Source organism: Paraburkholderia sp. FW306-2-2C-D06C (genome assembly GCF_058781505.1).
In genome coordinates this window covers 36,361-54,855 of record NZ_JBYSWU010000040.1, presented here as the reverse complement: position 1 = coordinate 54,855, position 18,495 = coordinate 36,361, and the positions used below count along the sequence as shown (strand labels likewise).

Below are 18,495 nucleotides of genomic sequence, written 5' to 3'. Positions count from 1 at the left end.
TAAAGGATGATAACAAGATGACAAGAATTCTCGAGAGCATTCGGCTTCTGCGCTCGAACCGGCTCATTGAACCGACCCCGGCGTTCGAAGCAACGGCAGCGATCAGGGATGAGGTAGCTGCTCATCCTGCCGGCGAGTCTTTGTGGAGTCTTTTCTGGATCGTAATCGGGTTGTCGTCAGTGTCGTGGGGCGGTCTCGCGCTCATGGCGCAACTTGAAAATCAGTATGTCGAGCGGCGCGGACTGCTCTCGCGGCCGGAGTATGCCGACCTCGTTGCGCTGGCGTGGATGACGCCGGGCCCGGTCGGCTGCAACGTGGCCGTGCAACTCGGCAACGCGTTGCGGGGCCGGTGTGGCGCATGGGTAGCCGGCGCGGCAAGCGTGCTGCCATTCGTCATCGTGATGACGCTCTTCGCGATCTTCTACCGGTCGCCATCAATCCGCGCAGTCGCGTCGCCCACGCTGCTCACGCATTTCAGCGTCGTCCTTGCGACATTGATCGGGGTGACGTGGTGGAAGCAGACGCGCACCCTCGTGAAGGGCCGCCTTGAACGGAGCGCGACCATCGCCGCGACCGTCGTGCTCGCGCTTTCGCACCATCCGGCGGCCTACGTCGCGCTGCTTGGCAGCGCGTTCCTGCTCGGCTGGTGGAAAAGCGCCGCCAGCGGCAACCCTGTGAAACTGAAGATGTCGCGCGCAGAATGGCCGCTTGTGGCGGCGCTCGTGGCGATGCTCGCCCTCTTCGCGGTTCAGATCCCGGGCCCGTGGGAAAGCGCGCTGCTCTGGCCGCGCCTGGCCGGCGCCGGCATGACACTGTTCGGCGGTGGGTTCTCCGCACTGCCCGTGTTAAAGAGCCTCTTCGTCACGCCGGCTGTCGGCGTGACCGAAAGCGACTTCCACCTCGCGTTCGCGCTATCCCCCATCTCCCCCGGTCCGCTTCTGAACGTCATCCCGTTCCTCGGCTACATGATTCAGGGGTGGACCGGCGCCATCGTGGCAACGCTCGCACTGTTTGTGCCGTCCGGTTGCCTCGTCGTCCTGGCGCAGCGCCATCTGCGGCGCCTGAAGGCACACACGCGCTTCGAACACGGGATGCGTGTATTGCGCGCGGTGACAACGGCGTTTCTCGCCGTCGCGGTGCTCCACATCGCCATGCGCATCCCGCTTCAGCCGGTCTATCTGCTGACGGCAGGCTTCGCGCTCGTTGCCTTCGGCAAACTGAAGCTGCCCGTCTATCTGGTGTACGGCATCGTGTTCGTCGCATGCGTCGGCGGATCCGTCCTGCTCTAGCCCCGGTTCTCAAGCATAACAAGAGGTGCGCGATGCAACGGACTCTCACAATGCGGGCAGCAACCATGTCGGTACGTGGGCCTGTCGGTCTCCTCACCATCGGCGTTGGTCTGGCGTTCGCCCTTTGCGTGCTGTGCGCAGCGATGCTCAACGAGTCACGTGAGGATGCGGCGAGGCATGCGCTTGCGCGGGCCGCCAACCTCGCGCTCATCGTCGAGCACGACGCGTCGCAGCTCCTCGAGACCGACGACCTGTGCCTGCAGGCGGTCATCGCGAAGCTGAATGACCCGGCTGTGGGCAAGCTGCCGCCCGAACTGCGTCAGCGGGTGTTGTTCGATTGCGTCGGTGCCTCGACGGGTATGGACGGGTTCGTGGTTCTGGACGCAACGGGCGCAGTGATCGCCGAGTCGGGAAATGGCCTGGCGCGCATCGCGAACCTGACCGGGCGCGACGACTTCAGGGCGCCCCGTCAGTCCGCGAATGCCGGACTCTACCTGAGTCACGCGTACCGGTCGGACCTGTCGGGCGACATTGACACCATCGCAGTGAGCCGCCCGATCCCACGCCAGGACGGCAGTCTTGCCGGCGTAGTGGTCGGCTTCGTGCGACTGGACCCATTCCGGCACCGACTCGCGAGCGTGAATCCCGGCGCAGGCAACTCGATATTATTGATGCTGGCCGATGGCACGACGATGGCAGAGCGCCCGTCTGGCAATAAGATCATCGAGACGGACCCGCAAGCGAATACTACCCGGGGTGGCCGGTCTGTCGCGGGAACGGTCACAGGCGCCGCGTCCGTCGACGGCGTCCGGTCCTGGCATGTGGTTCGGCACGCCACCGGCCTGCCGTTGATGGTGGATGTGGTGCTCGCGCGACAGGAAGTCTACGCGGGGTGGCGCCCGCGCGCGTGGATTTTCGGCTCGCTGGCTGCAACGCTCGGCGCGGCCATCGTCCTGATGGCGATAGCGTTGTCGCGACATCTACAGCACAGACTCGCGCTCGAAGACGAACTCCAGGCGCTTGCGTGCACCGATAGCCTGACGGGCCTGGGCAATCGACGCGCGTTCGACGACACGGCGCAAACCGAGTGGGATCGCACAAGGCGCCAGCGACGGCCGCTGTCGGTGCTAGTCATCGACGTCGACCATTTCAAGGGGTTTAACGATCGCTACGGCCACGGCGCCGGCGACGGTGCGCTAGCCGCCGTCGCCCGATGCATCCACGCGAGCCTTCAACGCCCAGGGGATGCGGCGATGCGCTACGGTGGAGAGGAATTCGCCGTGCTGCTCCCCGACACCGACCTGCACGGTGCCGCCCACGTCGCCGAAAGGATTCGCGCATCGGTCCAGCAACGGGCACTACAGCATGCCGATAGCGCGCACGGCGTGCTGACGGTGAGCATCGGTCTCGCGTGCTCCGAACAGGGAGACTATCGCCAGTTCAGGGCGATGGTCGACGCAGCAGACGCCGCATTGTACGGAGCAAAGGGTAGTGGGCGAAACCAGGTGACCCATCGGCCCGCGCCCCGGCCTTCCGCTGAAGACCTCACGCCGGCGGGTTACGGGGCCATGCCCTCGCCTGAACTGATGGACTGCCACGGAAGTATGGCGTGAGTGCCGAGACGAGTTCACGACCGATCGCACTGAGGTACAGCGAAGCGATGACGCAAGGCGTAACCCGCATCGCGGCTGCCAGGAGACCCGGCGTTTATCCGGGTTTTCTGCGGCACGCTGCCTTCGTGACAGTGAATCCGGAACGTCACCTGGCCTCGCACCTGAACGACTACTTCGACGTGTCCGGCGGGGACGCCGAGGCGGCTGAAGCGCATCGCCGCTTTTACGACGGATACAGCGCGGTGCTCGACATGGCGGCCGACTATTACCTGGAGACGGTTCAGGGGGTCTTTCAGGGGTTCCGCCTTGCGCGCGGCCCCTGGCGGGTGGACGGTGAGCCTGTTCGCCCCCGGCGCCGCTTACCGGCGGCGTCCTGGCGGTTGGCAAGGCGATTTTCAGAGCGCAAATTTACGGATCTTGAGCCCCCCAACCCGCGCGATCGTCGCCAGCAACAACATTCAGGGCCTGAAGGATGACCGGCTCCTCCTTTGTGTGCCTGACGCGGCGTCCCCATCGGCTCGCGCCGTCCGGGCGGATTACGGCGGACCCTGCCGCAGAGGGCGTGGTAGCGGGCCGGCGCGCAATGGGCTACGGCTCCTGCTCGCCCGCCTGAAAGGCTGGCGCGGTCTGTCCGGGATTCATCGACTTCACGACTTCCTCGGCAAACCTCTGTAATGACGAAATCGGCCCGCACACGCTGTGATAGGTCTCGCGACCGATCTGCGCGTCCAGCAGGACCTGCATGCCAGCCTTTCTGGCCATCTCGATCAGGTTCACGTCTGTCTCCGGAATACCGCTGTTGCCCGGCCGGCTCAGGTCGGGCATGTCAGCCTCAGCATCGGGCTACCACGACACCAGCGTAGCGGAGTATCTGAACTGTCAGTACGTCAAATAAAGGCCACACGCAAGGCCAGTTCGCGCATTTGCTGATCGCTGCGCGAATCTTTTCCGCGATCCTCAATTCGCCTGCCGGCGGGGCATCGGGCAGTACGACGCGAGGATTTCGCCCAGCGTGCGACGCCGGCCAACAGCCGTGTGCGGCTAAAGCAGCGTGCACGGTTGCTGGGACGCACCGCTGCTGCGAGGCAGTGGGGCTAGTTGGACTTGTCAGACACCTATGCCCAACTATACTTTTAATCGTCTGACAGAACCGGCGGATTCCGCGGGGCGGAAACCCCGGAAGTACCCAACCCGGCTTCGGACGCTGGGCATCCGCGTGGCTGCTTTCACACCTGGGATCTCAGCGCATTGCACGCGCGAACAGCCTGTGCCTGGCGCAATGCGCGGCAATTTTCGCGAATTCGCAGGACTGCTCGTTGCCGTCAGGTCTTTCGCGACAGCAGGTCGGTTCGGTGCCGCACGATGAGCAGCGTCCCCAGAACGGCTGGGCCTGCACGCACGGAGGAGCGAACGTTTGAGCGCCGCCGCGCCGCCGCGCTGCCCAGTTCCGTGATGGCGGCCGGGAGCACGGGACACGCGCCGTCCATTGCGGCAGCGCAACGAACGGGGGGAATCATGGTTTCAGCCCATATTGTTCAGCACTGGTCTTCAAGGGGCGGGACGCACCGCACCACGCAGCCCGCGACGGCACAGATCGGCGCGCGGGTTCTGCCCGCGCATGGCCATCCAGGCCGTGAGAGGTCCCGGATGACTATGCAGACCGACGCGGCCAGTTGGCGCATTCTGGTGGTCGATGACGACCCGGCGACCCAGCGGGACCTGTGCAGGATTCTCTCTAGTCGTCCGGACAATGAGGCTGCGCTGACGGCAGGTGTGCCAGCAGCACGCGAGGCGTTTCAGATCGATTCCGTGCATTCGGGCCGGGAAGCGCTTGTGCGGGTCATGCGTGCGCTTGGGAGGAACCAGCCCTATGCCATGGCATTCATCAACATGCGCATGTCGTCCGGATGGGACAGCCTTCAGACGATCAGACGGCTCATGAAGGTGGCCCCGCGTCTGAGATTCGCCCTGATTGGCGCGGATGCAGACGCCTGCCGCGAAGCATTGGGCGTGCGCCCGGAGTCGGAGGATCGGCTGCTCATTCTGGACGAGCCATGGAACCCTGATGAGATCCGCGAGACGGCGCGCCTGTTCGCCGCGAAGTGGCGGACGACAGGACCGGCCGCTGCCAGGATGGGCCGCTTCGCGCAGGCGCTCGAGGAACGAGCCGAGGCACTCGACGAGGTGAACATCATCGCCGAAAACTGTCCGGTCGTCTTTTACCGCCTGCGAGGCGAGCCTGCGCTTTCGCTCATGTACATATCGCATGACGTCATCAGGCTCGGTCACGACCGTGCTGCGTTGCTGGCCTCACCCGCCTGGGTCAACGACCTGGTTGATCCGCGCGATCGGGCGAGGGTTGAGGCGGCCATCGCGGGCGTGCTGGAGCGGGGCGTCAACGGTGCATCAGTCGAGTTCCGCCTGCGCACGGGCGACGGAGCGTACCGTAGCGTCGAAAACCGCTTTATCCCGGTACGCGACAAAGATGGGCGGCTCATCGAAATTGAAGGCATCATCCTCGACAGGACCAGAACGCAGGCGGCGGACGAAAAAATTACCCAGCTTGCCGGCACCGATGCGCTTACGGGGCTGGCGAACCGCGCGACATTCCTGCGTCGGCTGAGCCACGCGTTTGCCGCCACCCAGCGTGGCGCGATGCCGTTTGCGGTCTTCCATCTGGGTCTCGATCATTTCGGGTCAGTCAATGACACGCTGGGTCCGCGGGTCGGCGGCCTGCTGCTTCGAGAGGTCGCCCGACGCTTGATGGCCTGTACGAGCGAACGCGACCTGGTAGCCCGGGTAGGTGACGATGAATTCGCAGTATTGCAGGCGGAGGCCGGTGAGCCTGCCAACGCCGGGGTTCTTGCGGTGAGGCTCGGGACCGCGCTGGCGTCTGCCTGTCGCCTCAACGGCAGCGACGTGCGGATCACCGCCAGCATCGGCGTCTGTCCTTACAGTGCGGGAAGCAGCGGCGCGCACGCGCTGCTCTTCCAGGCTGACCAGGCATTCCACCGCGCCCGAGACGAGGGCGGCAACCGGTATCGTTTCGATTCCGACGGGCTCGATCAGGCGGTGCACGAACGGATGACGCTCGCCGAAGATCTGCGAGACGCAATGGATCGCGGCGAGCTGGAACTCCAGTACCAGCCCGAGGTCGAGCTGTCCTCCGGGAACATAATCGGGATGGAAGGACTGGTGCGCTGGCACCATCCGACCCGTGGCCTGCTTGCCCCAGGCGTTTTCATGCCGCTCGCAGAGCAGACCGGCACCATGGCAGACATTCGACACTGGGTGCTGGACGAGGCCTGCCGCCAAATGAGGGCATGGCGCGACGAAGGGGTGGCCCCCCTGATGATCGCGGTCAACCTGTCCTTGTGCGAACTCAGGGACGCTCAGGGGTTCATTCGCCACGTGACCGAAACCATCATGAAATGGCAGCTTGCCCCGTCCGATCTGGAGTTCGACGTGACCGAGGCAACCCTGACCCGGCTCGCGTGGGCACACAACGATGTCCTCCAGGCGCTGCGTAAGTTCGGCGCGAAGATCGCCATCGACGATTTCGGCAGCGAGTACGCGTCGTTTGACTATATCCGCGCCTATGGCGTGAGTCATCTGAAGATCGCCCGGTCAGTTATCCAGCGGGTCGACAGCGATCCCGGGAGTGCGGCGACGATCCGTGCCATTGTCAACCTTGCACGCGAGGGTGGGTTCGGCGTGATTGCACAGGGCGTGGAGACCGAACAGCAGCGTCAGTTTCTGGCTGACACAAATCGGGCGACGAAGGCGCAGGGCTTTCATTTCAGCAAGGCGGTGGGGGCCGCTGAGGCGAGCGCGCTTCTGCGCCGGGGCCGGATTGCTGGATCAATAGGAGTGTGAGGGGCACAGATAATCTCATATAGCCGGCCTGCCTCCGTTCCGGTAGAACGGCTGGCGTAGAGTCAGGGTGCAAACCCACCGACTTGACGCACAGTAGACGTCGCGCCACCTATTTGCACCAGAGCCCCGCGCGGCGCCTCGCCCAGCCGAACTCCGGCACGAACCGCCAGGCGAGCAACAGCAACGCAAGCAGCGCAGGACACCAGCGTAAATCGGTCGGCACCGGTTCCCGGTGAGCGAGTCGCGCATCGAGCATGGCGTCGCTCAAAGACGCCGCGCTCGACAGGCGGCGATACCCGAAGCCGATCTGTTCGGCCACCGACGCGAGGTAGTGTCCATGCAACGCGGACAGCTCCTCGTGACTTTCCGCCAGCGGCGCGGAACCTGGCGTCCCCGGAACCTGGATCACATCCTCTGCCTGCCAGTAGCCGTCACGGTTACCGTCGGCATCGGTACGTGGAATGGGCCCGGCTTGATCGCCACCCACGCCGATCAGCCAGCCCCTGACCTGAGCGGGATTGATGTCCCGCGTCAGCGCATCCGACGGCAGGACCGGCGGCGCCTCCTGCCCATCGGTGACGAACACGACGGCCGCGCCATGACCGACGTCTTGCGCCACGCGAACCGCCGAATAGACGCCGCCCTCCGCAATGCGGCTCCAGTTGGTCCAGCGCATGCGCCCGTCAATCCTGTCGAGCGACAACAGCAGCGCGTCAAAGTTGCTGCAGACTTCGACGGGCGGCAGCAACAGCAAAGTCCGCTGGCCGGTGAACACACTCCAGCCGATCTTCGAGCCGCACGGCAATCGCCCCAGCGCGTCGCGCATCGCAGCCCGCGCGAACACCAACCGGCTCACCGGTGCGCCATTCAGTGCGACGTCCTCGACGTCCATGCTTTGCGTAATATCGAAGGTGGCAATGTAGCTGAACGTATCGCGCGGCAGTGTCACGCGTGGCATGGCGACTGCCGCGATCAGCAACAGGAATGCCACCGACGTCGCCCAGTGGCGCCTTCCGAAAAAATCACGCGCCAGCGCGCCGGGGCTCACGGCAAATCCTTGCTTTGCGGGTCGCTCACCTTCACGTTGTGCTGCGACTTGACGTCAGGCGCATCGGGCGCGGAGCGCATTTCGGGCGCGAGCCACAGCGCACGCTCGAGGTTGTAGCGCGCATCCCAATCGTCCGGCGTCGCACGCAGCAACGTCCGGTAGCGCGCCTTGGCCTCCTCGATCATGGCGACCGACTGAACCGTGCCGGACGGGCCGTTACCCATTCCCTCACGCAGGTACATGTTGCCAAGGTCGAACAGCGCCGCGCGCCCTACTTCGTCAAGGCGCTCGTCGCGAATCAGCTCCTCATAGAGCGGGCCAGCCGTATCGTAGGCGCCCGCCTCCGACAGCGCCATGGCGCGCGCGAGTCTGACCTGCCGGGCGTCGTCACTGCCACGGCCGTTGCGCGGGGCACCTGTCGTGCCCGGTTTGCCGGGTTTGCCGGGTTTGCCCGTTTCGCCCGCCGCGGCAGCCGTCGCCTGATTGACATGCTGCGCGTGCTGCAGGCGCGCCCAGTCATACCCTGCCGTCCCGGCGCAGCACAGCGCTATTGCCGCGAAGATGACGTGAATCGACGCGCGCTTCACGACCAGGCCCGTACCTGAAGCTGCCGCAAAGCCAGCAGCAGCGCGCAACCAGACAGCGCCGCCGCGAAGCAGTACGGGCTGAAATCCTGCCGCGGCAAGCGCTCGACAAATGAAGTCAGCGCGTTTTGCTGCCGGTTGATCTCGGCCATCGCGTCCATCATCGCCTTCGCATTACCGGCCTGGAAAAGCCGATAAGGCGTCTTCAGTGAGACGAAGTAGCGATGCAGTTCGGCTTCAGCCGAAGACTCACTCGCGGGAATAGAGGCGTTCAGATCGGGACTGAATACGCCGCTGCGCAAATAGATGAAGTAAAGCGCGATCTGGTTGCGCATCAGTCCATCCTCGATGAGCCGCCGCACGTGCGCGTCGATTCTCGCGCCGCCGTCGGAGACGAGGACGATCGCCCGGCGGCCCGACGAGGCCCGCCCGTCGAACTCGCCGATCGCCGCCAGCAGCCCACGGTCGAGTTGCGTGTCCGGCATGCCGCGGCCCACAGCCGTGCCGGCGATCGCCGCCTCGATCACACGGTGGTCGTAGGTGAACGGCATGGCAAGCACCGGGCTCGTACCGAACATCATGAGCGCGAGCCGGTCATTAGGCCGTTGGGCAACGAACCCGGTCAACGAAGCGCGCGCTACCTTGTTCTTCGAGTCGCCCGCCGGCGACTCCACACCTTTGCTATTCATCGGTTCGTCCATGCTCGCACTGCGATCCATCAGGATCAGAATTTGCGCCCCGCTGCCCGTACGCAACACCTGCCGATACGAGCTTCCCGGACCGGCCAGGCCGACGACAATCCCCAGTATCGCCAGCACGGCACTGCCCTGCCCGATGAAGCCGATCCATCGTCCGACGCGATCGTCAGGCAACCACGCGACCCACGAGAACACCAGCGTGTCGCCGCGCCGTGGCAACAACGGCAGCACGGCCAGCGGCAGCAAGGCGAGCAGCCACGGATGGGCAAAATCGAACGCCGTGTTCATCGATGGTGACGCTGCTCAGCGCGATACAGTGCCCGGCATAGCACCTGCAGCGGATAAGGGGCCGCCGCCTGTGCAGGCGTGAAGAATCGCTCGGTCGATTGCTGATAGAAGTGTTCGAGTTGTGCGCGTAGTGGCTGCAAATACGGCGCTCGAGCGAACAGGCTGGGCAGAGAACCCGCGTGAACGACGTGGCCCGCCGCTTCGTTCAGTGCGCGGTGCAGGCAGAGCCACGCGTCCGCGGACATATCGACGTGCGCCCCGTCGAGCCGCCGCAGCTGTCGCATCTGCCGCCAGGCGCGCGCGAACGGCAGCCGGGCCGACTCGTGCCAGTTGCGCCACAGCCACCAGCCTGCCCATGACAGCATAGTCAGCAGCAACAGGCCGAGCGCGAGGCTCGCCTGCCGCCGCAGCGGCGCGGTCGGCACCAGGGGAGCCTGCCGGTCGGGCCGCATCGGTTGCAGGTCGCCGGCATTGAAGGCGTCGGCGGGCGTCATCGGGCCGACGCTGAGGGGCCACTCTGCAACCTGCAGCGTCGCGCCGGACGCCGAGGTCAATGTCAACGCGGGCAATGCAATCCTGGTGAGCGTTGGCGCGACGTTGACGATCTGGTAGTCGATCGCCATCCACCGGCGACCCTCGGCATCGGTTTCGAGCCGGGCAAGCCGGCGCTCGAGCCACGCGCCGGTGCGGCCAATGGACGGCGGCGCCACCGAACCCACGTCGTTATCTCCGGCTGGCAGCAGAATACGTTGCGTGAGGACATCTCCGAGCAGGTAGCCGAATGCGCGCGGCTGCTGGACCGTCGGCTGAAAGACCGCGCCCGGGGCTGCGGCAGCGCTCATTAGCGGCGCTAGCGCCAGCGAGGTGACCAACATCGTCGCGACCCGTGTCCGGCGAAGCGAACCACTCGCCGTGCCAATCCGGCGCCCACCAGGTCTCATGCGATCGCCTCCAGAAAGTAGCGTGACATGGCCTCCGGATCAAAAGCGTTCTCGACGTAAAACGGCCGGATCCCGCGGGTGCCGAACATCTCCGCGAGTTCCACACGCCGCCGCACGACGGCCTCGCGCCAACGCTCACGCACGCTGCCGCGCAGCCACAGCGTGCGCTGCCCGTTGGACTCGGCGTCGTTGACAGCAAGCAGCGGGCCGCCGTTGGGCGGTGCGATCTCCGCGGCGTCCCAGACAACCATCGGGACCACGCATGCATGGACCAGCAGATCGAGTACGGCGGGCAACGCCGCGAGCGGCCAGTGGAAGTCGGAAACAAGGAACACCAGCGCCTGCCGTCCAGCCAGTGTCGAAGCGGCGCGTTGCAGCCCCGCCATACTGCTGCTTCCGGTTGCGACGCTCGTGCTCTCGCGCAACATCGTTGCGAGCACGTTGCCGACGCCCCGGCCATATCGCGCCGGCATGAAAAGATCGTCGCGTGCGCCGGTATCGAAGGCAAGCATGCCCAACTGATCGCCGACACGGAACGCGCTGTATCCCAAGGCTTCGACAAAGTCCGCGGCAACCTGCAACTTCGTCTGGTGCACGCCGAAGTGCATCGACGCCGAGACGTCGACGATCACCTGTACTGGCACCGCGGCGCGTTGCAGGTGAACCCGCACCAGCCACTCCGAGCGTGCGGCGCGCACGCTGGCACGCAGATCGAGGCGGCGCGGATCCGGGTAGTCGAACAGGCGGCCGTGCATCGCAAATTCCTGACCGGCCCCGAAGCTCGATCCCGGGTGCGAACCGGGACGAAATCCCCCGGAGCGCATCGGCAAACGGTAGTGAAATTCCGATATCCCGTTCATGGTTCAGGGTACGGCGAGCCTGTTCATGATTTGCGCAGTCAGGGCTTCAGCGAGTTCCTGGCGGCGCAGTTCATAGATCGGCGTGAAGAACACGCGATGCCCGAGCGCGGGCATCAGCACGGCATGAATGTCTTCCGGAACCAGATGCGAGCGGCCCGCCAGCCACGCCACCACGCGCGCTGCCCGCAACAGCGCGCTCATGCCTCGCGGGCTTGCGCCCGCCAGAATGAGCCGCTGCATGTCGACGCCGTCGAGTGCAATGCCAAATCGCTGCGGTGTTTCCGTGGCCTGCCAGATGTCCAGGACATAGCGCTCGATCGTTTTACTCGACTGCACGCTCGCCTGAATGGCCGCGCCGACCTGGTTCAACTGTTCCCACGGTACGATCGCGGGCGAGAGCCGTGCAAGCAGCCTGTCGACGTCATGGAACGTTGCGTCGAATACCAGCGCGCGCCGCACCTCGGGCCCGGTCGGCGTGGGCATGCCCAACTCGAACAGGAAGCGGTCGCGCGCGGCCGATGCCAGCTCGAAAGTCTCTTCCTTCTCGACCTTGTTGCGGTCGGCGAACACCGTCATATGCGGGAAGCGATATTCGCGATCGAACGCCCACACCGAACGCTCCGCCATGGCGCGCAGCAGGAGCGACTGGACCTGCGGACGGGCGCGATTGATTTCGTTGAAGAAGAACGTGGTCAGGCGCTCGCCGTGTCGAAGAAGCGGACCGGGATCGATTCGCGGCTTACCCTCGGCGTCGACGTACGTGTGATAGACGAGGTCGCCCGGCATCAGATCGATGGTGCCCTCGACGCGCTCGAACTCCCCGCCCACGACACGCGCAAACGCGCGCAGCACGGTAGTCTTGCCGACACCCACGCCGCCTTCGAGGAGCACATGACCACGGGCGAACAAGGCGACGTTAATGAGGCGGATGGTCTGCGACTGGCCAATCACGACTCTCGAGACTTCGTCTTCGATTTGCAGCGCATGCAGACGCCAGTCCTGAAGCTGTTCGCCAGCACCCATCGATGCAATCCCCTATAGCAGGCCTACACGCGCAGGCTCGTCGTGAACCCGCGATACGAAAATGCTTCTCATGGATATGAGCGGACCTCCGTGCATACTCTGTGCCAGCACGCCGGCAGATGCAGCACGCGCAGTCGCGCGACGAAAGATGTCAACCTGTCACGCCTTTCGGGTACACAGTGTGCCGATGCCGAAAAATCGCGGCCCATCTCACGGGGACGTGCCGTCACCAGGTGAACCCGCTGCGGCACTGCCGGCAATCAGTCCGACCAGCGCCATCGCGCCGCGGCGCCAGGCCAGATCGGTATCGACTGCTCATTTCAGAACGCCTGGCTTCGCGGGCGATGTGGCGAATGCCGCGTACTCGCGCTCCAGATAAGCGGCGGCCTGCTCGAGCAGAAACTGCCTGAATACCGTGCCGGTCGGGGATAGCTGCTTGGCCCGCAGATGCACGATCTGCCATGTGCGTTCAATCGGCGTGCCGCTCACGTCGAGCAACGCGATTTCCTTCATACGCAGTTCGAGCAGCAGCGTATGGAGAGAAATCAGGCTCACTCCCATACCTGCCATCACTGCCTGTTTGATCGTTTCGTTGCTGCCGAGTGTGACGACCTTCGCGGGCGTGAAAAGATGGTGTCTGAACATTTCCTCGGCGGCCATGCGCGTTCCCGAGCCGGGCTCGCGCAACAGGAACGTGTCGCCACGCAACTCCTGCAGATCGAAGCGCCGCGCGTCGCACAATGGATGGGTCCGCGGCGCGATCACCACTTGCGGATGCCACGCAAGCGGCTCGGTCGTGGTATCGAGTTCCGGCGGCGGCCGCCCCATGATGGCGAGGTCGATCGCGTTGTCCTGCAGCATGCGCAGCAACGCATCGCGGTTGCCGACGGAGAAGTGCACGTCGACCTTGGGATACAGGTGCGAATACATGGCCAGCAGCTTCGGCGCGAAATACGTCGCGGAACTGACGATGCCCACCGCGATCGAGCCGCTATCGGCCTGCTTGAGCGACGTCATCGCATCTTCGGCATCCTTGATCTCGCCGAGAATCCGGCTCGCATGATGGCTTAGCTTTTCGCCCGCTTCGGTCAAGGCGAGTTTGCGCGCGATGCGCTCGAACAGACGCAGGCCAACCGCCTCCTCGAGCTGATGAATCTGCATCGATATCGCCGGCTGGGTCAGATGCAGTTCCTCCGCAGCGCGCGCGAAGCTCGTGTAGCGGCTCGCCACGACGAAGATCTGCAACTGACGCAAGGTCAGCGAGCGGATGAAATTCACGTTGGCGCGACCTCGTTAACGGCTCGCCCGAGGCGCGTTGGACGGCTTCACCGGCACATTCGGCGGCGGCGGCAGTTTTCGCAACACCGCCTGGAAGCTCAGCGTCTGGGTATGCAGCGGATGCACGAAATCGTTGTTCGCGCCGGGCACGTCGGTACGGATCAGCGCGACCTGGCCCGGCACCGTATCGGCGATCAGGAACGTGTAGCGCTTGCCGGTGTATTGAGCGAAGCGTTCCGCATTGGGATCGCCCAGGTACGGCTGCACGACGACCTGCTGGGCCTTCACAGGCTTGCCGCCGATCTGGCTCGTCACCAATTCGATCTGCGGCCCCGCGGCGAGCGCGAGCCGCAGGCGCCGCTGGAAATAACGGCGCTGGCCGCCTGTCAGGTGCTCCATCTCCGTGATGTCGCGTTCGAGGAAATAGATGATCACGGGGTTGCACGGCAAACCGGCGTTCGGTAACGGCACCGCTCCGCTGTGATCGGACACCTGGGCATCGCCTTTGGCGTTGTCCGGGCTGACCACCAGCACCCTGACCATGTCCGCGCTGTGCGCCGGCTGGTCCGAGCTGAGCAATGCGTAGTCGAGTTCGGTTTGCTGCGCGAGGCCGTGCAGATGATCCGTCGTGAAGATGAGCCGCTCGGCGGGCGAGATATCGCCGGTGCCCGCAGCAAGCGCGGCGGTATGCATTGCACAAGCCACGCACGTGATGCACGCGGCGAGCACACACCGCCACGCGCGGCGCAAGCGCCTCTGCGCACCCCTCATGGCGCCCCATCCGCGGGCTTGCCGGCCGGCGCGTCGACGGGCTTCAGAAGCGGCACTTCGTAACTCGTGAGGATGCTGTCGATCTTGTCATGGTTCGCGCCGATCCATTGATCGACCTTGTCCTTCCACGCTTTCTCCCCGTAGCGCACCCCCATCGCGATCGTATAGTCGAAGCGGATGCCCGGCGTGGCCGGGAACGGCACCAGCTTCACCGTATCGCCGGAGCGCTTGGCGAAGTAGCCCGCAATCGGCCCCCACAGGAATACGACGTCGACATTGCCCGCGCGCAGATCGTTTTCGATCATCTGGCCGGGGTATTCCTGCGGGTCGCCGCTTTGCACCTGATACGAGACCGCCTGATCAATCAGGTCGTGACTGAGCAGCCAGTCGACCGCGGGCGTCTGCGAGAAGATGCCGAAGCGCAGTTTGTGCAACTGGTCCGGCGGCAGCTTGAGCAGATCGTCCGGCGTATTGATGCCGGCCAGCTCAGGCCGCTTCGTAAACACCATCGCATAGGTGGAGCGCAGGTAGGGCTGCGTCGTCGAGGTCATGTCGTAGCCTTTCGGCACGCCGATGATCAGATCGCACTTATACCGCTCGGTATCCGGCACCTTCTCGCGCAAAGTGTGGCGCACGAAGCCCATGCGCTGCGGAAAATAGGTGTATTCGAGCTTGTAGCCGAAATCGCTCGCCATCTGGCTTGCGATGCGGTTCTCGTAGCCTTCGCCTTTGTTGTTGGACAAAGGCATGTTGTTCGGGTCCGCGCAGACCCGCAGCACGCCGTCGGCGCCATCGTTGTTGGGCAGTGCCTCGCCTTCGGCGCGCACAGCACCGCTCGCCAGCACCGCGTAGCACAGCGCGGCGGCCACGAGCGCGGCGTGCGCGGGCATTCGTTTGCCATGACGCATCGATAACCTCCTGAGGTAGAACCGTGGGCGTTATTTCGCGTCGATGGACTGCAGATCGCCCGGCTTGATCTGGCCGTCGGAGCGCCCTTTCAGATAGGCGTAGAGGTTCTCCCAGTTCTTCTGCATCATCTGGCTCGAACTGAAGTCGGGCATGCCCTTGTCCACCCGGCCGCCGAACACCGTGCGGTGGAACTCGTTCTTATCCAGCGTCTTGAACGCGTCGACCAGCGATGGTCCGACCATCCCCTGCTGCTGCGCGCCATGACAACGTTCGCAGGCAAGAGCGCGCCAGGTCCTCCATCCTTGCAGCGTATTGCTGTCGACCTTGCTGCCGTCGACCACCTTGTACGCCACCTGGGCAATCGCGGGATTGGTCTGGGCGTATGTGACAGGCTGCACGACGAAAACGGCGGGCAGTGCCGCCCGCAACAAGATTGATCGGCCTTTCATATGCAGATGTCTCCTTCAAGGTAAGGCCGCGCCGCGATGCGCTTCATCGACGCATCTGTGAAATGGCGCGGTCCAGATAACTCGTAGATGACTGAAGCCGCTGCCGGTCGCCCGATCCCCTGCAAGGGTAAACCGGCCGCGCGTTTCAATGCGGCCCGGCCATTCAGCTGTTGCCGCCGGGAATGGCAAACACGAAGAGCGTGCCGCCCAACGCCGTGTACTTCGCAAGCTCACGATAACCGCCCACCGCACCGAGGCCTTCGGTCGACTTCTCGAGGCCAGCCGCCATGCCGATACCGGCCCAGCCGCCGATGCCCGAGTAGACGCCGATGAACTGCTTGCCCTGATACTCGTAGGTAAACACGTTGCCGATGATCCCCGACGGGGTCTTGAAGCGCCACAGTTCCTTGCCGTCCTTGATGCGGACTGCCTTGATGTAGCCTTCGAGCGTGCCGTAGAACGCCACGCCGCCCGCGGTGGCCAACGCGCCCGACCACACCGAGAACCGCTCCGGCTTCGACCAGACGATCTTGCCCTTCGAGGCATCCCACGCGATGAAGTTACCCATCGAGTTGTTGTCGTTCGGGCCCGGATACATCGACAACGTGGCGCCCACATACGGCTGGCCCGACACATAGTCGACATCGAACGGTTCGTAGTCCATGCAGACGTGATTGGTCGGCACGAGGAAGAGGCTCGAGTTCGGGTCGTACGCCGCCGGCTGCTGATCCTTCGAACCGAGCGCCGCCGGACAGATACCCTTCACGTTGTGGTCGGAGCCGGCCGCCTGCGTCGAATAGGCCGCGTTGCGAATCGGCTTGCCGCTCTTCATATCGACATGGTCAGCCCAGTTCACCGCCGGATCGAACTTCTGGGCAACGAGCAGCTGTCCGGTTTCGCGATTCAACGTGTAGCCGAAACCGTTGCGGTCGAAGTGAACGATGGCCGGGACCTTCTTGCCGTCGACGTTCAGATCCGAGAGGATCATTTCATTGACGCCGTCATAGTCCCACTCGTCGTGCGGGGTCATCTGGTAGACCCATTTGGCGGTGCCGGTATTCAGATCGCGCGCGATGATCGACAGCGACCATCTGTTGTCGCCCGGACGTTGCGTCGGATTCCAGGTGCCCGGATTGCCGGTGCCGTAGTAGACAAGGTTGAGTTTCGGGTCCCACGCATACCAGCCCCAGGTGGTGCCGCCGCCCAGTTTCCACTGATCCCCCTTCCAGGACTTCAGCGACGAGTCCGCGCCCACCGGCACCATCTTGCCGTCGGCGTAGGTCATCGTCTTGTCGGGGTCCATCAGCATGTCCTTGTCCGGACCCGTACTGTAGGCCGTCCAGGCCGGTTTTCCGGTCTTGATGTCGTACGCGATGAGACGCCCGCGCACGCCGAACTCGCCGCCCGAGATGCCGGTCAGCACCTTGTCGCCGAATACGTGCGGCGCGTTGGTGTTGGTTTCACCCGCTTTCGGATTGCCGTTTTGCGCGGTCCAGACCACGTCGCCGGTTTTCGCGTTCAGCGCGACGAGTTTTGTGTCGGCCTGCTGCAGGAAAATCTTGCCGTCGCCATACGCGAGCCCGCGGTTGACGGTATCGCAGCACATCACAGACACCACCGCATCGTCCTGCTTCGGCTGGTATTGCCAGATGAACGTCTGATCCTTCAGGTTGATCGCGATCACCTTGTTGGGGAACGGCGAGTGGATATACATGGTGTCGCCGATCACGAGCGGCGCGCCTTCGTGGCCGCGCAGCACGCCGGTCGACATGGTCCATGCGACCTGTAGTTTCCCGACGTTGTTTTCGTTGATCTGCTTGAGTGGGCTGTAGCGATGATTCGCATAGTCGCCCGCCTGCGCCGCCCAGTTGGACGGATTTTTCATGAGCCCATCGAGCTGCGAATCGGCCTGTGCAACGATAGAGCTCAAGGCTGCCGACGCGAGGATCGCGAGCCCAAGAACCGTGGTGCGTAAGTTCATGTCTCCTCCAGAATGGTCTTGCTGTTCAACTCACGAATGACCCACGCTACCTCGTTGCATCGGGCGCGCCTCCTCGAATGCAGGTAACGATCAGCGCCCTTTCCCGATCGTTGTCAGGCTTTGCGGCGCATGACGGCCAACGCATATTCCATGCCGGAATCGAACTACCGTGCGCGTCGTTCGCCGCCACAAGCTCGCGCACACACGCCGCGCGGCGGTTCGCGCCACGCGCGCATCACCTTCGGCGCACGCTCGATCTGGCGCAGCGGTGTCACGGCCGTGACCGCCTGCGCCGCAGCACGTGGGACATACTGTGTCACTCCCCGATACGAAGCGTGTCCGTCGCGAGGCACGCAGCGAGAGAACACCTGCGCCGACAGCGCGATCATGCGGCTGGCCCGTCAATTGCAGCGAGTCATGCTCTTACGGGTCGTTCCAACACGTGTGGAGCAATGGTCATGGCAAACGCAGAACAGATCTATTCCGACGCGGAGATCCAGCAGCGCCTCGTCGGTCCGCTACAGCACTGGTATCTGGAAGACGGCTGGCTGCGGCGCAAATACCGCACCGAAGGCTGGAAAGGGACATTGATGGTGGTGAACGCGGTGGGCCACCTCGCGGAAGCCGCATGGCATCACCCTGATCTCACGGTCTCCTATGCATTCGTGACCGTGAAGCTGAAGACGCATTCCGCGAAGGGCATCACGGACAAGGACTTTGCGCTTGCCAGCAAGATCGAATCGTTCATTCAGTGGCAGCCGGGAACCGAAGGCGGCCCGCTCGAAGGCACGCCGGCGGACGACCAGCGCTTCCGCTATATCAAGTACGACGCGCCGAAAACCGCGCAAGGCGGTTGAAGCCCGGCGCCGTGCTGCGGGGCTGGTACG

The 18,495-nt window shown here is 64.3% G+C and carries 17 protein-coding genes; 5 read left to right on the top strand and 12 right to left on the bottom strand.

Going from position 1 to position 18,495, the window contains the following annotated elements; all coding sequences use genetic code 11:
- Positions 1–17 precede the first annotated feature (17 nt).
- The 3 genes from AC3WLT_RS25905 to AC3WLT_RS25895 are packed head-to-tail and all read left to right on the top strand — an operon-like array spanning position 18 to position 3,378.
- Positions 18–1,289, top strand: coding sequence for a chromate transporter (locus tag AC3WLT_RS25905; protein ID WP_492594536.1), 1,272 nt, complete (start codon positions 18–20; stop codon positions 1,287–1,289).
- 50 nt (positions 1,290–1,339) lie between these two features.
- Positions 1,340–2,902, top strand: coding sequence for a sensor domain-containing diguanylate cyclase (locus tag AC3WLT_RS25900; protein WP_492594535.1), 1,563 nt, complete (start codon positions 1,340–1,342; stop codon positions 2,900–2,902).
- The gene (locus tag AC3WLT_RS25895) at positions 2,899–3,378 is read left to right on the top strand and encodes a hypothetical protein (protein ID WP_492594534.1); all 480 of its coding nucleotides are present in this window, start codon (positions 2,899–2,901) and stop codon (positions 3,376–3,378) included. The genes AC3WLT_RS25900 and AC3WLT_RS25895 overlap by 4 nt, the downstream gene beginning before the upstream one ends.
- Before the next feature lie 112 nt (positions 3,379–3,490).
- Here the strand turns inward: AC3WLT_RS25895 and AC3WLT_RS25890 are convergent, their stop codons facing one another.
- Positions 3,491–3,727: a hypothetical protein gene (locus AC3WLT_RS25890; RefSeq protein WP_492594533.1), complete on the bottom strand. Its 237-nt coding sequence runs from the start codon at positions 3,725–3,727 to the stop codon at positions 3,491–3,493.
- A gap of 822 nt (positions 3,728–4,549) precedes the next feature.
- On the opposite strand from AC3WLT_RS25890, the gene AC3WLT_RS25885 reads away from it, so the two are divergent.
- Entirely contained in the window at positions 4,550–6,778 is a 2,229-nt protein-coding gene (locus AC3WLT_RS25885; protein WP_492594532.1) for a GGDEF/EAL domain-containing response regulator, read from the top strand.
- A 109-nt stretch (positions 6,779–6,887) separates the two neighbouring features.
- On the opposite strand, the gene AC3WLT_RS25880 is transcribed toward AC3WLT_RS25885, so the two are convergent.
- From AC3WLT_RS25880 to AC3WLT_RS25830, 11 genes are all read right to left on the bottom strand, one after another.
- Positions 6,888–7,826 (bottom strand): vWA domain-containing protein, encoded by a 939-nt coding sequence (locus AC3WLT_RS25880; RefSeq protein ID WP_492594531.1) that lies wholly within the window; start codon positions 7,824–7,826, stop codon positions 6,888–6,890.
- The gene (locus AC3WLT_RS25875; RefSeq protein WP_492594530.1) at positions 7,823–8,413 is read right to left on the bottom strand and encodes a tetratricopeptide repeat protein; all 591 of its coding nucleotides are present in this window, start codon (positions 8,411–8,413) and stop codon (positions 7,823–7,825) included. The genes AC3WLT_RS25880 and AC3WLT_RS25875 overlap by 4 nt, the downstream gene beginning before the upstream one ends.
- Positions 8,410–9,396, bottom strand: a complete 987-nt coding sequence (locus tag AC3WLT_RS25870; RefSeq protein WP_492594529.1) for a vWA domain-containing protein — start codon at positions 9,394–9,396, stop codon at positions 8,410–8,412. Before AC3WLT_RS25870 ends, AC3WLT_RS25875 begins: the two co-directional genes overlap by 4 nt.
- Positions 9,393–10,271: a calcium incorporation protein MxaA gene (locus AC3WLT_RS25865; RefSeq protein WP_492594528.1), complete on the bottom strand. Its 879-nt coding sequence runs from the start codon at positions 10,269–10,271 to the stop codon at positions 9,393–9,395. Before AC3WLT_RS25865 ends, AC3WLT_RS25870 begins: the two co-directional genes overlap by 4 nt.
- Positions 10,272–10,333: 62 nt before the next feature.
- Entirely contained in the window at positions 10,334–11,197 is an 864-nt protein-coding gene (locus AC3WLT_RS25860; RefSeq protein ID WP_492594527.1) for a DUF58 domain-containing protein, read from the bottom strand.
- Between the two features lie 3 nt (positions 11,198–11,200).
- Positions 11,201–12,220, bottom strand: coding sequence for an AAA family ATPase (locus tag AC3WLT_RS25855; RefSeq protein WP_492594526.1), 1,020 nt, complete (start codon positions 12,218–12,220; stop codon positions 11,201–11,203).
- A gap of 315 nt (positions 12,221–12,535) precedes the next feature.
- The gene (locus tag AC3WLT_RS25850; protein ID WP_492594525.1) at positions 12,536–13,498 is read right to left on the bottom strand and encodes a LysR family transcriptional regulator; all 963 of its coding nucleotides are present in this window, start codon (positions 13,496–13,498) and stop codon (positions 12,536–12,538) included.
- Positions 13,499–13,513: 15 nt separating this feature from the next.
- Positions 13,514–14,269, bottom strand: coding sequence for a hypothetical protein (locus tag AC3WLT_RS25845; protein WP_492594524.1), 756 nt, complete (start codon positions 14,267–14,269; stop codon positions 13,514–13,516).
- Complete coding sequence (locus AC3WLT_RS25840; RefSeq protein ID WP_492594523.1) at positions 14,266–15,177, bottom strand: substrate-binding domain-containing protein; 912 nt, start codon at positions 15,175–15,177, stop codon at positions 14,266–14,268. The genes AC3WLT_RS25845 and AC3WLT_RS25840 overlap by 4 nt, the downstream gene beginning before the upstream one ends.
- 30 nt (positions 15,178–15,207) lie before the next feature.
- Positions 15,208–15,627 (bottom strand): c-type cytochrome, encoded by a 420-nt coding sequence (locus tag AC3WLT_RS25835; protein WP_492594522.1) that lies wholly within the window; start codon positions 15,625–15,627, stop codon positions 15,208–15,210.
- 163 nt (positions 15,628–15,790) lie between these two features.
- A complete protein-coding gene (locus AC3WLT_RS25830; RefSeq protein WP_492594521.1) occupies positions 15,791–17,608 on the bottom strand; it encodes a methanol/ethanol family PQQ-dependent dehydrogenase in 1,818 nt (605 codons plus the stop codon).
- Between the two features lie 458 nt (positions 17,609–18,066).
- Between AC3WLT_RS25830 and AC3WLT_RS25825 the strand changes: the two genes are divergently transcribed.
- Entirely contained in the window at positions 18,067–18,465 is a 399-nt protein-coding gene (locus AC3WLT_RS25825) for a 4a-hydroxytetrahydrobiopterin dehydratase (protein ID WP_492594520.1), read from the top strand.
- Positions 18,466–18,495 lie beyond the last annotated feature (30 nt).